Consider the following 12880-nt stretch of genomic DNA (forward strand, 5'->3'; position numbering starts at 1 on the left):
CAGGACCGTGAAACAACTCTGCGCCGATGATAGTGCTGCAACCAGTGTGAAAGTAGGTTATCGTCAGGCTAGTTATAAGAAGAAGCCCACCAGGTGATCCTGGTGGGCTTTTTTGCGTTCATGCGCCGGGTATCAAACACACCCCGGAGACACGTAGGGCGGATTAGCGCAGCGTAATCGGCCATCACGCGCCGCCGCCAGCTCACGCATGGCCGATTACGGCGTTCCGCCTAATCCGCCCTACGTGTCTCGTACGGCTAATCAAGCCGATCAGATACTGCAAGCACTCCAGCACCTCGAACTGGTGATGCAGGAAATACCGCGCCGCGCTGTCCTTGCTGCGGCCTATGCGCACCGTCAGCCACGACTCCGGTGCGTCCCTGAAGATCTGCTCGTCCGCCTCATCCTCGCCGATGTACAGCGCCGTCTGCCGCGAGGCATGATCCAGCACCGTGCTCAACGTCGTGCGCTTGCCCGGCGCATCCGGCGGCAGCAAATTGACACCGCTGCGCGCCCCGACCACCACCGGCGCCGGATGCAGCGCTCCCAGCACCCGCTCGATCTCACGCATGGTGCGCGGTCGGTCGCGCAGCAGCCGGTAATGCAGCCACAGCGAACACCCATGATCGGCGATCAGCAACCCGGGATCGACCTTGTGCAAGCCATGCTCGTCGATCATCTGCCGCAGCCAGGTGGTGCAGATACTCCGCGCGCGCGGCGCGTCATCCTCCTGCCCGGGCAAACAACCCGAGCCGTGATTGCCGACCAGATAAGCAGGCCGCACAGGCAGCCGCGCCTCGACATCGTCCAGGCTGCGGCCGGTAATGACGGCGACCGGCAGCAACGCGCACAAGTCGCGGAAGCAGCGTTCCAGCGCCGGCTGCATGCGTGCCTGGCTGGGCAGCACGACCGGCGGCGCCAAGGTGCCGTCGAAAGTGAACGCGAGTACCGGCTCGGTCGCGACAAGCTCCGCGAGCGCCCGCCTGCCGGCTAATGAAAGCAAATGAATCATGCCCCTCCTTGTTGCGCGGCGCCTTGCTCGTTGAAAGCGGCAGCCTGCGGGTGGCAGAGGGGTTCGAACTGAACCGTATCGTGGCGGCGCGGAACGCCGTGCCACGGAGCTCGGGCCGACATCGCCCGTTCAAACCCAGTCAAAGAAAATTATCGTACTGCCCGGAATCGAGCATGTCAAACGCGATTCTATTGAACAGTTGATGCATAAATGATTCGACGCAACTAATAGCGTTGCCTTCCGCTCTATTTGTGCCTTGGGGCATGTATGATGGACGATCGCACTGTTTAACTCTCGAGGTGTATTCATGGCAAATAAATTCCGTCTGGTCACTCGCAGCGATTTCGACGGCCTGGTCTGCGCCGTGCTGCTGAAGCACTTGGATATGATCGATGACATCCTGTTCGTTCATCCGAAGGATATGCAGGACGGCAAGATCGCGATCACCGACAACGACATCACGACCAATCTTCCCTACGTGCCGGGCGTGCACATCGCCTTCGACCACCACTTGTCTGAAACCATCCGCAACACCGGCGAGCGCTCCAACCATGTGATCCATCCCGAGGCGCCGTCGGCCGCTCGAGTGGTCTACGATTACTACGGCGCGGAGAAAGCCTTCCCGGCCTCATGGGGCGATATGATGGCCGCCGTCGACAAGGGCGACGCCGCGCGCTTCAACGAGCAGGAAGTGCTCAATCCGGAAGGCTGGGACTTGCTGAACTTCCTGATGGACGCGCGTACCGGCCTGGGCCGCTTCCGCGAGTTCCGCATCTCGAACTACAACCTGATGATGGACTTGATCGATGCGTGCAAGAACCACACGATCGAACAGATCATGGCCTTGCCGGACGTGAAGGAACGCAAGGACCTGTACTTCGAGCATGCGGAAAAGTGTAAGGACCAGATCCGCCGCTGCGCGACCGTGCACAAGAATCTGGTGGTGCTGGATCTGCGCAACGAGGAAATCATCTTCGCCGGCAACCGCTTCATCATTTACGCGCTGTTCCCGCAGACGAACATCTCGATCCACGTGTTGTGGGGACTGAAGAACCAGAACACCGTGTTCGCCACCGGAAAATCGATCCTGAACCGCACCTCGAAGACCAACATCGGCGCCCTGATGCTGGAATACGGCGGTGGCGGACATGAGAACGCCGGCACCTGCCAGGTCGACAACGAGCGCGCCGAGGAGGTGCTGGGCGCGCTGATCCACCGGATCAACTCCGAAGGATAAAAAAAACGGCGCCTCGGCGCCGTTTTTCATTTCCGCGATCCGTCGCCGGTCAGAACTCTTTTTCCGGCAGCGCGATCTGGTTGTCGGTGCTGAACTGGTAGTCCTTGAACACGTGCTCGGCCGACAGCAGCTGGTATTCGCCGTCCGGTTTCTTGTGCGTGGTGTCCTTCAGGCGATAGGTGTAGTGGCCGCAGGTCCAGCAGTTGAAGTTGCGCATGTGCGTGCACAGGCAGGTCTTGTCCATCACGACGATGTTCTTCTCGTTCGGATGGGCCGCCACTTCGCGGTTGTACGAGTTGATGTAGGCGCAGTTGCCCGTCGCGTCCAGCAGGTAGCCGTAGGATTCGCACCCCGGACGGATGCCGGCGCCGATCGCCGGCGTGCTTTTGAGCATGCGCATCGGGTAGCCGGTCGGCGAGATGCCGTTGACGATGATGTCGTCCTCGGTGGCCTTGACGTATTCCTGCTTGACCTTGGCCGGCAGACCGCATTCGTTGGTGATGGTGAAGCGGGTCGCCACCTGCACGCCCGCCGCGCCCGCCTCGAGGAAGCGGACGGCGTCGCTGCCGGTGAAGATGCCGCCGGCCGCGATCAGCGGAATGTCGAGGTTCTCTGCCTTCAGGTAGGCCAGCAACTCCAGCGTGATGGTCATCAGGTCGTAGTCGGCCCAGTCCATGCCGAAGCCCAGGTGGCCGCCGGCCAGCGGGCCTTCGACGATGATGAAGTCCGGCAGACGGTCCAGCTTGGCGTTTTTGCGCAGGAAGATCTGCAGCGCGCGCACCGACGAGACGATGATGCCCAGCTTGGCTTCGCGGAAGCGCGGATGGTCGGCCATCAAGGCGAACGAGCCGAAGTGCAGGCCGGCCGACAGGGTGATGCCGTCGATGCCGGCGTCCAGCGCCGCGTTCAGGCGCGTGCGCAGGGTTTCGCGCGGACCGTTCATGGTCAGCTTTTCCATGCAGTTCACGAAGATCAGCCCATCGCCTTTTTTCGCCGCCATGGTGGCGCCGATGTGGCGGCGCTGGGCGTCGGCCAGGCGCTCGAGGTCGAACTGCACGACCGACTTGTCCGAATTGTTGATGTTGAACTTGTAGAGCTTGGTTTTATCCTTGACGAAGCTCGTATCGAACTTGCGGTCGGACACGTCTTCGACCATCGCGTCGGAGATGTGGCCGATGCCGCCCAGGCGGGCCGCTTCCAGCGCCAGTTCCGAAGTCGAAATGTCCACACCCATTCCGCCGACCATGATGGGCACGTATTCGTTTTTGCCAAATCGCAGGCGGAAATCATCAACACGTTTCATTGCTATCCTTAGACTACCGAGGTTGTTTGCCGGGCATGGAGCCTGGCGCTATGCGGGTCGCGCGGCAGCATCGTCGATGGAGACTAAACTAATTCTACTCCAAGTGTGCTACCGCTCTGTGACGGCGCGGCAACGCCGCGCGGGCGGGATCAGTCGCGGAAGTTGTTGAACTCGAGCGGCATGTCGGGGACGTCCTTGCGCAGCATGGCCATCGCGGCCTGCAGATCGTCGCGCTTGGCGCCGGTCACGCGCACGGCCTCGCCCTGGATGCTGGCCTGCACCTTCATTTTGCTGTCCTTGATGACACGCACGATTTTCTTGGCCGCATCGGCCTCGATGCCGTTCTTGATCTTGATGACCTGCTTGACCTTGTCGCCGCCGACCTTCTTGATGTCGCCGTCCTCGAGGAAGCGCACATCGACCTTGCGCTTGGCCAGTTTGTTGGTCAGCACGTCGCGCACCTGCTGCAGCTGGAACTCGGAATCGGCGACAACGGTCAGTTCGTTTTCCTTGTGCTCGACGGATGCGCCGGTCCCCTTGAAGTCAAAGCGGGTGGCGATTTCCTTTTGAGATTGCTCGACGGCATTCTTCACTTCGATCATATCTGCTTCGGACACTACATCAAACGACGGCATGGCTATTTCCTTTTCGTGTGGCATGGGGTGCTACCGCTCCCCATCAAAGTCTGACATTTTAACGGACAACCGGGCAGTCACCCCCATACGGGCGCTGGTTTTTTGCTTGTTTCGCTCTATAATCGACTAAATTAATCGGTTTTTCCTCCATGCATCCACAGTCTCCCATCCAGCATCAGTTTCCCTTACAGTCCCTCAACACCTTCGGCATCGCCGCGACCGCGCACGCGTATTTGCGCGTGACGAAAACAGAGCAATTGCTCGGCGCTCTTGCCGATCCCGCCTGGGCCGCTTTGCCGCGGCTGGTGTTAGGCGGCGGCAGCAATCTGCTGCTGACGGGCGACTTCCCCGGACTGGTGCTGCACATCGCGCTCGAGGGCAGGCAGGTCGTCGGCGGCGATGAGCGCAGCCATTTTGTGCGCGCGGCGGCCGGCGAGAACTGGCACGCGTTCGTGCAGTGGACGCTGGAGCAGGGCATGGGCGGGTTGGAAAACCTGTCGCTGATCCCCGGCACCGTCGGCGCGGCGCCGATACAGAATATCGGCGCCTATGGACTGGAGACCAGGGACGTGTTCCACAGCGTGACGGTGTTCGATCCGGTCGGCGCGCGCACCTATGCGATGGATGCCGGCGCCTGCCGTTTTGGATATCGCGACAGCTTCTTCAAGCACGACGCCGGCCGGCATCTGATTATTCTGGATGTGACGTTCGCGCTGCCGAAGCAGTGGCAGCCGAATTTGCGGTATGCGGAATTGGCGCAGGCGGTGGCCGAGCAGGGATTCGTCGCGCCTGGCGCGCAACAGGTGGCCGATACGGTGGTGGCGATCCGCCGCCGCAAACTGCCGGATCCGGCGGTGATCGGCAATGCCGGCAGCTTCTTTAAAAATCCGGTGGTGACGGGCGCGCAGTGCGCGGCGCTGCTGGCGCGCTTTCCGGCGCTGGTGCATCATTTGCAGCCCGACGGCACGGAGAAACTGGCGGCCGGCTGGTTGATCGATCAGTGCGGGTGGAAGGGCAGGAACCTGGGCGCGGCGGGCGTGTATCCGAAACAAGCGCTGGTGCTGGTCAATAACGGCGGCGCGACCGGCGCCGATGTGGTGGCGCTGGCGCGGGCGATCCAGGCGGACGTGCAGGCGAAGTACGGCGTGCTGCTCGAGCCGGAGCCCGTATTTGTATAGTGGTCTGAACCACGTAGGGCGGATTAGCGCAGCGTAATCCGCCAAGCTCCGTCGGCGGCTCATGGCGGATTACGGCGTGCCGCCTAATCCGCCCTACGTGGATCAGTGGATCGGTGTATCCGTCGCGCTTAGCCGAAGTGGCAGACGTAATCGACCGTTTCGACGGTCTCGATGTCGAAGTGGCTGTTCCCGGCCACTTTGAATTCCTGCCCCGCGCCGTAGGTTTGCCACTCGCTGGCGCCGGCTTGGCGCACCTTGCACACCCCGCCGGTGATTTCCATCGTCTCCGGCGCGCCGGTGTTGAACGTCAGGCTCGATGGGAAGATCACGCCGACGCTCTTCTTGCTGCCGTCGGCGAGGATGATATTGTGCGACACGCATTTGCCGTCGAAGTAGATGTTCGATTTCTTGACGACGCTGACTTGATCAAATTGAGCACTCATGCTGCTGTTTTTCCTTGTTGGGATTAGGTAGGTGTGAAGCCGGGCAGGTCGTCCGCGTTCATGACGCGGTTGCGGCCTGCGTTCTTGGCGGCGTACAGCGCCTGGTCGGCCAGCTCGATCAGATCCTCGATACGCGACTTTGGCGAAGGTATCACGCTCGCCACCCCGATCGACATCGTCACGGATGAAAGCTCGGTGGTGGCCTGGGGATTCTCGATGGCCAGCTGTTCCAGGTGTCGGCGGCATGACTCGGCCACGATCAGTGCCCCGGTCAGTGGTGTCTCCGGCAGGATAATGGCGAATTCCTCGCCGCCGTAGCGCGCCGCCAGGTCGGCGGGGCGCTTTAAATGTTCGGTCAGGACGGCCGCCACCTTCTTCAGGCACAAATCGCCCGCAAGGTGGCCGAAGCTGTCGTTGTACAGTTTGAAGAAATCCACGTCGCACAGCAGCAGGGTCAGTGGTTTCTTGTCGCGCTGGGCGCGCTGCCATTCGGTCGCCATGGTCTCGTCGAAGCGGCGCCGGTTGGCGATGCCGGTCAGCGCGTCGAGCGCCGCCAGCTTTTGCAGTTCGATGTTGGCGTCGGCCAGATTCTTCTGGCTCTCGCGCAGGAAGCGGAACGCCTGGTCGCGTTGCAGGCGGCTGATATGGGCGCCGGAGTGATAGCGCACGCGGGCCAGCAATTCCAGCTTGTCGGGCAGCTTGACCATGTAGTCGTTGGCGCCGGTGGCGAAGCTGTGCGCCTTGAGCTTCGGGTCTTCCTTGGCCGACAGCACGATCACCGGCACGTGGCGCAGCGACTCCTCGTCGCGGTAGATCTTGATCAGGCCGAAACCGTCGATGGTCGGCATCACCAGGTCCTGCAGGATCACGGTCGGTTGCAGCTGCAACGCCGTCCGCGACGCCTGGCCGGCGTCGGTCACGTAATGGAACTCGATATCGGTCTGGTCGCTGAGCATGCGGCGCACCGCTTCGACGATGATCAACTGGTCGTCGACCAGGAGTACCCGGACTTTGAAGGCGGTCAGCGCCGCTTCTGGATCTGCTGCGAATGCGTGTGCTTCGGACATCGTGTTCTCTTTATGTGTCGGCGCCCGCGCGGATCAGCGGCTGCCCAGGGTGTTGCGCAAAACGGGGCCGATCTTCGTCAGCGGTAAAACCATCTGCGCCGCGTCCAGGTCGGCGGCGGCGCGCGGCATGCCGTAGACCGCGCTGCTGGCCTGGTCCTGGGCGATCGTGGTATGGCCGGCGCGGCGCATCGCCAGCAGGCCCTCGGCGCCGTCGCGGCCCATGCCGGTCAGCAGCACGCCGATCGCCTCGCCCTTCCAGTGCTGGGCGACGCAATGGAAAAACACATCGACCGACGGCCGGTAGGCGTATTCCTTCGGATTGGCATCGTACCGCAAGCGATAATTTTGATCCAGCGTTAAGTGGTCGTTGCTCTTGGCGACAAGGACGGTGCCGGCGGCCAGTTCGTCGCCTTCCTCGGCCGCGCGCACCGGCATGTCGAGCTGCTCGCCGAGCCAGCGGGCGAAATTGTCGGCGAAGTGCTGGTCGATGTGCTGCACCACCACGATGGCGCAGCCGCGCGGCGGCGTCCAGCCGGCCAGCATCTTGGAGACGGCCATCGGGCCGCCGGTCGAGGCGCCGATCGCCAGCAGCGACGTCACCGGCACCGGCACGCCCGGCGTGTCGGCGCCATGGCCGTTGCCGTTGGCGGCCCCATTGAGCGAGCTTCGCGGCGCCATCGCCTGGCTGCCGCCGCTGTGGCGTATCAGCTTGTCCATCGTGCGGATCTTGGCCAGCAGCTCGGCGTCGCCGCCGGGCTGGCCCTGCAACACCGGGGTCGCCGTCACGTCCAGCGCGCCGGCGCCCAGCGCGCGGAACACCTGGTTGACGTTGTCCTGCGGCCGGCCAGTCACCACCAGGATCGCGCACGGGCTGTGTTCCATGATCTGGCGGGTCGCCTCGACGCCGTCCAGCTCCGGCATGTTCAAGTCCATCAGGATCAGGTCCGGCCGGTTGTCGGCGCACATGCGCACCGCCTCCGCGCCGGTGCGGGCGATCCACAGCACCTGGTGCTCGGCGGTGCTGGCCACCACACGCCGCAGCGCTTCCGCCGCCATGGCGACATCGTTGGCGATGGCGATCTTCATCTGCTGGCGTCTCCAATCAAATCGCTGACCGCGTCAAGCAGCGTCTCGTCATGAAAGCTGCCCTTGGTCAGGTAGTAGTCGGCGCCGGCCGAGAGCCCGCGCGCCCGGTCTTCGGGTCTGTCTTTATAGGAGACTATCATGACTGGCAGCTTATGGAGGTGAATGTCCTTCTTAATAAGCGTGACAAGTTCGATACCGTCCATACGCGGCATGTCGACGTCGGTGATCACCAGGTCGTAGTCGCCGCTGCGCACCACGTTCCAGCCGTCGATGCCGTCGATGGCGATATCGACCTGGAAGCCCCTGCTTAGCAACAGTTTGCGCTCCATTTCGCGCACCGTCAGCGAATCGTCGACCACCAGGATGCGCTTGGTCTTGCGCCGCTCCGCGTGGTCGGACTTGGTCAGTTGATGCAGGCCGCCCTCGTGCAGCAGTTTTTCGATCGACAGCAGCAGGTCCGGCACGTCCAGTATCAACACCGGCTCGCCATCGTCGAGCAGGGCGGCGGCCGAGATGTCGCGCATCTTGCCGAAGATCGGATCGATGCTCTGCACCGCCAGGCTTTGTTCGCCGCGGATGGTGTCGACCACCAGCGCGTAGCGGCGCGCGCCGGTGCTGATGACGACCACCGCCAACTCGCCGCTGCCGGCGTCGGTGTCGCCCAGCTCGAGCACCTGCGAGGACGAGACCAGGCCCAGATGCTCGCCGCCGAAGTCGAAGAACTGCTTGTTCTCCAGCGTGTGGATGGCCGCCTGCGGTATCTTGATCACCCGTTCGACCTGGGCGATGGGCATGGCGTAGGCTTCGCCCTTGACGTCGACCACCAGCGCGCGCACGATGGACTGGGTCAACGGCAGCGTGATGCAGGTGCGGAAGCCGACCCCGAGTTCCGATTCGATGCGCACGGTGCCGTTTTGCGAGCGGATGGTTTCGTGCACGATGTCGAGGCCCACGCCGCGTCCGGAAATCTCGGTGGTGCTTTCCTTCAGGCTGAAGGCCGGCAGGAACAGGAATTCCAGCAGCTCGGCCGACGACATCGCGCCGGCCATCTGCGCGCTGGCCATCTTTCGCTCGATTACCAGGCGGCGGATTTTTTCCAGGTCGACGCCACGCCCGTCGTCGCTGATCTCGATACTGAGCATGCCGGCGCGGTGCTTCGCTTCCAGCACGATGGTGCCGGTGCCCGGCTTGCCGGCGGCGATGCGTACCGGCGCCGCGTCCATGCCGTGGTCGATGGCGTTGCGCAGCATGTGGTTAAGCGGGTTTTCTATCCGGGCCAGGATGTCGCGGTCGACCAGCGTGTCCTCGCCGACGATCTGCAGCCGCACATCCTTGCCCATGGTGCGCGCCAGGTCGCGCACCATGCGCGGGAAGGACTGCACGCCGTCGCGGAACGGCCGCATGCGCATGGTCAGCACCTCGTCCACCATCCCTTGCGAGACGGCCAGCAGGCGGCGCTCGTAGGCTTCGATGTCGGCGATGTGTTCCAGCACGAACTGCTTGAGCGGATGGGTCTTTTGCAGCGCCATCAGCGACTGTTCCTTCAGCTTGGCGTCGGTGCTGTTGGCGATCGCCTCGTGCAGCTGCTCGATGATGGAGAAAAGGCTGCTCTGATTGCGCTTGAAGCGCTGCATGTTCTGCACGAACGAATGCATCTGGTGCGCGTTGATGCGCGATTCGCTGGCCAGCGAGAGCAGCTTGTCGAAGTTCTGGGCGGCCTTGGGCGCTGCGTTCGCGCGCGCGGCCGGCGCGGCAGGCGCTTCGTCCGGCGGGGGCGCCGAAGCCGGCACCGAGGCCGGCGCGGGCGAGGGCGCCGCCACCGGCAGCTCGCCGGGCGGGAAGTACGGCGCCGACGTCACCGGTGCCGAGATGGGCGGCAACAGGCCGGCCTCCGCCTGCAGGTCGAGCGGCTCGGGAAGGAAGGCGATGGTGGTGATGGCGTCGAGCGTGCGCGTGACGTGGGCTGCGTTGGCGCCCAGCCAGGCGTCAAGGCCGCTGTCCTGGAGGCGCGACAGTTGCAGTATCAGATCGACGCCGGCCAACAGCACGTCGACCCGGTTGGGCGTGAGGGCCAGCTTGCCGTGTTGGGCGGCGATGAAGGCGTCTTCCATCCGGTGCGCCAGCTGCACCACCACTTCCAGGCCGACGATGGCGGCCGCCCCCTTGATCGAGTGGGCCGCGCGCATCATCGATTCGACCGCGCCGGCGTCGTCCTTCAGGCGCTCCATGGCCAGCAGGCCGTCGGTCAGGATCTGCGTCTGGCTGTCCGCCTCCATGCGGAACAGGTCCATCATGGAGAACTGGCTCAGGTCTTCGTTGTTATCCTGGCTCATCGCAGCGTCCTCGCGAGTTGGTAGCCGATCAGCGCCGCGTCGAGCATACCGATATGCATGTCCTGGTGCGACACCACGCCCGACAGGTAACGGCTCAGACCCTTGTTGATGGTGGCCGCCGGCGCCTGCACGGTGGCCGAGGCGTAGCGCATGATGCCGTGCAGGTCGGCCACCGGCAGCGCGTAGGAGCGGTCCTCCCACTGGATCAGCAGCACGCGCGCGAAGGTGTGGCGGTGGGTCGCGGCCTCGCCTTCGCTTTCGTCGATGCCCAGCAGCGCCGCCAGCGACATGCACGGATGCAGGGTGCCGCCGACGTTGACGATGCCGATCAGCCCCAGCGCGGCGCGGTGCGGCAGCCGGTGCGGCTTGGCCTGCGGCGCCACCGAGACGAACAGCTTGGTCGGCAGCGACAGCCATTCGCGGCCGATGCGGAACACCAGGCACGAGGCGTCCAGCGCTTGCGTGTCGGTGGCGGCCTGGCGGAAGTGCGTGGCCCAGTTCCTTTTATAGTCGTCGCCGACGAGGCGCTGCAGGTTGCGCTGCGCGGCATCGGCGTAGACGTCGCAATTGCGGCAGTGGACGTACTGTTGCAGCTTCTCGCAACTCTGGTCGCCGACCACGCCGATGCGGTTCCAGCAGTCTTCGATGGCGGCGGGCAGGATGGGGGAGGTGGTGATCGTCATGTGTGGACGCCCTTATGATGCCTGCTGGCGTTTGTAGATGCGCGCCGCGCGTGCCTTGAGCGCGGCGGCGGTGGCCGCGTCGCTGTTGGTTTCGGCCAGCAGGGCCAGATGGCACAACGCTTCGTAGTGGTCCGGCTGCAAATAGATGCAGCGCTTCCAGTAGTCCTCCGCCTGCTGCAGCTTCCTGGTCAACTCGTTGAGCAGCCCGAGTATGAAATAGGCCTCGGCCGAATCGGGTACCTGCGCCAGATAGTCGCGGCATTTGCCCTCGGCTTCCTTGAGTTGTCCCAGGTCGGCCAGGCGGCGTGCGTCGGCCAGCAAGTCGTCGGTCGCCGCCATAGTGGACTGCGCGGCGGGCGTGGCCGGCGCGGATGGGGCGCGCTGCGAACGGGAGGGCGTGGGCACGTCGGTGCGTGCGGCGCGCGGTGGCGGCCGGACGGGTGGCGGCGGCAGGTAGGACGCCGGCGCCGCCGCGCGCTCCACCTTGCGCCTTTCGACCGTCGCTTCCCGGGTCAGGCCGAATGCCTGCGCATACGGCAGCGGCGCAAAGCCGTTCTGGCACAGCGACGGCACTTCCGCATAGCCGACGAACAGCAGGCCGTCGCGCCGCAGCAACTGGTCGAGTTTGGCGATGGCCGCCCGCGTGGTCGGCTTGTCGAAGTAGATCAGCAGGTTGCGGCAGAAGATGACGTCGTAGGAGCCCGCGCGCGCGTCCAGGTCCGCGTCCAGTATATTGCTTTGCTTGAAGCGCACCTGCTTGCGGATGTCGTCGTTGATGTGGAACTCGTCGTCGCCGCAGGCGGTGAAGTGGCGCTCGCGGAAGCCCATGTCCTGGTTGCGGAAGGCGTTGCGGCCGTAGACGCCGCGCCTGGCGCGTTCGATGCACGCCAGGCTGATGTCGACCGCGTCGATGATGAAGCGCTCGCGCGGGATGCCGGCGTCCGACAGCACCATCGCCATCGTGTAGGGCTCCTCGCCGCCGGCGCACGGCACCGACAGGATGCGCAGCATGCGCTCCGGCGTGGCGTCCAGGCGCGCGGCGATGTACTCGGCGGCCGCCTGGAAGGCTTGCTGGTCGCGGTAGAACCACGATTCCGGCACCACCACCTCCTCCACCAGCGCCTCCAGCTCCTCCGGCGTCATGCCCTCCAGGTAGGCGCCGGCGTCGCGCTCGCCGGTTTGCTCCATGCGCAGGCGGATGGCGCGGTCGACCACGGCCTTGGACAGGCTCAAGCCGGTCGCGGCGTGCAGCATGGTTTGGGCCGGGGTCATGGCAGCGGGTCCGCGGCCGGGGCGCCCGCCTGGAACAGCATGGCGCGCAGCGGCGCCGGCAGCAGCTGTTCCAGTTCGACCAGTTGCAGCATGCCGTCGGCGTCGCCGGCCACCTGGCCGAGGAAGGGCGCGGCCAGCACGCCGCTGTCGGTCAGGCGCGCCTCGCCCACGTCCCGCACCCCCAGCACGCGCTCGGCGCGCAGGCCGAGCGCGTGGCTGGTCCCTTCCGGCGTGTGGTAATCGACCACGATGATGCGGGTGTCGAAATAATCCTCGCCGGCGGGCAGGCCGCTGATGCGGCACAGATCGATCACCGGCACCGAACGGCCGTGGTAGTCCATCAGGCCGGCCACGGCGTCGGGCGCCAGCGGCAGGTGTTTGAGCTCGAGCAGCGGCACCACGCGCACCACGTCGCGCAGGCGCAGGCCATAGCGGTCGGCGCCGATGTGGAAGACGAGCAGTTTCATCGCGCTTCCCGTTCCTAGACCGCGACGGCGAAGTTGGCGACGCTCGTTTGCAGGTCGCCGGCCGCGTACTGCAGCTGGTGCACCGCTTCGCTGGTGGCCTTGAGCGACTCGACCGTCTGCTGGGTGGCGTCGTTCAGCTGCATCATCGTCTCCGAGATCTGCTG

Annotated in this window: 12 protein-coding genes; 2 read left to right on the plus strand and 10 right to left on the minus strand. The window is 64.5% G+C overall.

The genetic code is table 11. The features are described from left to right. Window positions 1-202 precede the first annotated feature (202 nt). Window positions 203-1012 (minus strand): trehalose-phosphatase, encoded by an 810-nt coding sequence (locus AC07P1_RS32730; protein ID WP_494699772.1) that lies wholly within the window; start codon window positions 1010-1012, stop codon window positions 203-205. A gap of 307 nt (window positions 1013-1319) precedes the next feature. Here AC07P1_RS32730 and AC07P1_RS32735 point away from each other — a divergent pair, with 307 nt between their 5' ends. Further along, window positions 1320-2249 (plus strand): exopolyphosphatase, encoded by a 930-nt coding sequence (locus AC07P1_RS32735; RefSeq protein ID WP_494699773.1) that lies wholly within the window; start codon window positions 1320-1322, stop codon window positions 2247-2249. A gap of 49 nt (window positions 2250-2298) precedes the next feature. Here AC07P1_RS32735 and AC07P1_RS32740 read toward each other — a convergent pair whose 3' ends face one another. Then, on the minus strand, window positions 2299-3552 hold the full coding sequence (locus tag AC07P1_RS32740; protein ID WP_494699774.1) for a nitronate monooxygenase: 1254 nt from the start codon (window positions 3550-3552) through the stop codon (window positions 2299-2301). A 149-nt stretch (window positions 3553-3701) separates the two neighbouring features. Further along, a complete protein-coding gene (locus AC07P1_RS32745; protein WP_090327570.1) occupies window positions 3702-4187 on the minus strand; it encodes a YajQ family cyclic di-GMP-binding protein in 486 nt (161 codons plus the stop codon). 149 nt (window positions 4188-4336) lie between these two features. On the opposite strand from AC07P1_RS32745, the gene murB reads away from it, so the two are divergent. After that, window positions 4337-5365 (plus strand): UDP-N-acetylmuramate dehydrogenase, encoded by a 1029-nt coding sequence (gene murB / locus AC07P1_RS32750; RefSeq protein ID WP_494699775.1) that lies wholly within the window; start codon window positions 4337-4339, stop codon window positions 5363-5365. Window positions 5366-5493: 128 nt separating this feature from the next. Here murB and ppnP read toward each other — a convergent pair whose 3' ends face one another. From ppnP to AC07P1_RS32785, 7 genes are read right to left on the minus strand one after another with little or no spacing between them, the layout of a single operon-like run. Then, the gene (gene ppnP, locus AC07P1_RS32755) at window positions 5494-5808 is read right to left on the minus strand and encodes a pyrimidine/purine nucleoside phosphorylase (RefSeq protein WP_494699776.1); all 315 of its coding nucleotides are present in this window, start codon (window positions 5806-5808) and stop codon (window positions 5494-5496) included. 23 nt (window positions 5809-5831) lie between these two features. After that, complete coding sequence (locus tag AC07P1_RS32760; RefSeq protein ID WP_494699777.1) at window positions 5832-6875, minus strand: diguanylate cyclase; 1044 nt, start codon at window positions 6873-6875, stop codon at window positions 5832-5834. Window positions 6876-6908: 33 nt separating this feature from the next. Next, a complete protein-coding gene (gene cheB, locus AC07P1_RS32765; RefSeq protein WP_494699778.1) occupies window positions 6909-7961 on the minus strand; it encodes a chemotaxis-specific protein-glutamate methyltransferase CheB in 1053 nt (350 codons plus the stop codon). Then, a complete protein-coding gene (locus tag AC07P1_RS32770) occupies window positions 7958-10294 on the minus strand; it encodes a hybrid sensor histidine kinase/response regulator (protein WP_494699779.1) in 2337 nt (778 codons plus the stop codon). Before AC07P1_RS32770 ends, cheB begins: the two co-directional genes overlap by 4 nt. After that, window positions 10291-10977, minus strand: a complete 687-nt coding sequence (locus AC07P1_RS32775) for a chemotaxis protein CheW (RefSeq protein WP_494699780.1) — start codon at window positions 10975-10977, stop codon at window positions 10291-10293. Before AC07P1_RS32775 ends, AC07P1_RS32770 begins: the two co-directional genes overlap by 4 nt. A 12-nt stretch (window positions 10978-10989) precedes the next feature. Next, window positions 10990-12249 carry a CheR family methyltransferase gene (locus AC07P1_RS32780; RefSeq protein ID WP_494699781.1) on the minus strand — a complete coding sequence of 420 codons (1260 nt, stop codon included), beginning with the start codon at window positions 12247-12249 and terminating at the stop codon, window positions 10990-10992. Next, window positions 12246-12716: a chemotaxis protein CheW gene (locus tag AC07P1_RS32785; protein ID WP_494699782.1), complete on the minus strand. Its 471-nt coding sequence runs from the start codon at window positions 12714-12716 to the stop codon at window positions 12246-12248. Before AC07P1_RS32785 ends, AC07P1_RS32780 begins: the two co-directional genes overlap by 4 nt. Between the last annotated feature and the right edge of the window lie 164 nt (window positions 12717-12880).

Source organism: Duganella sp. GW821-FHT07F09 (genome assembly GCF_059418705.1).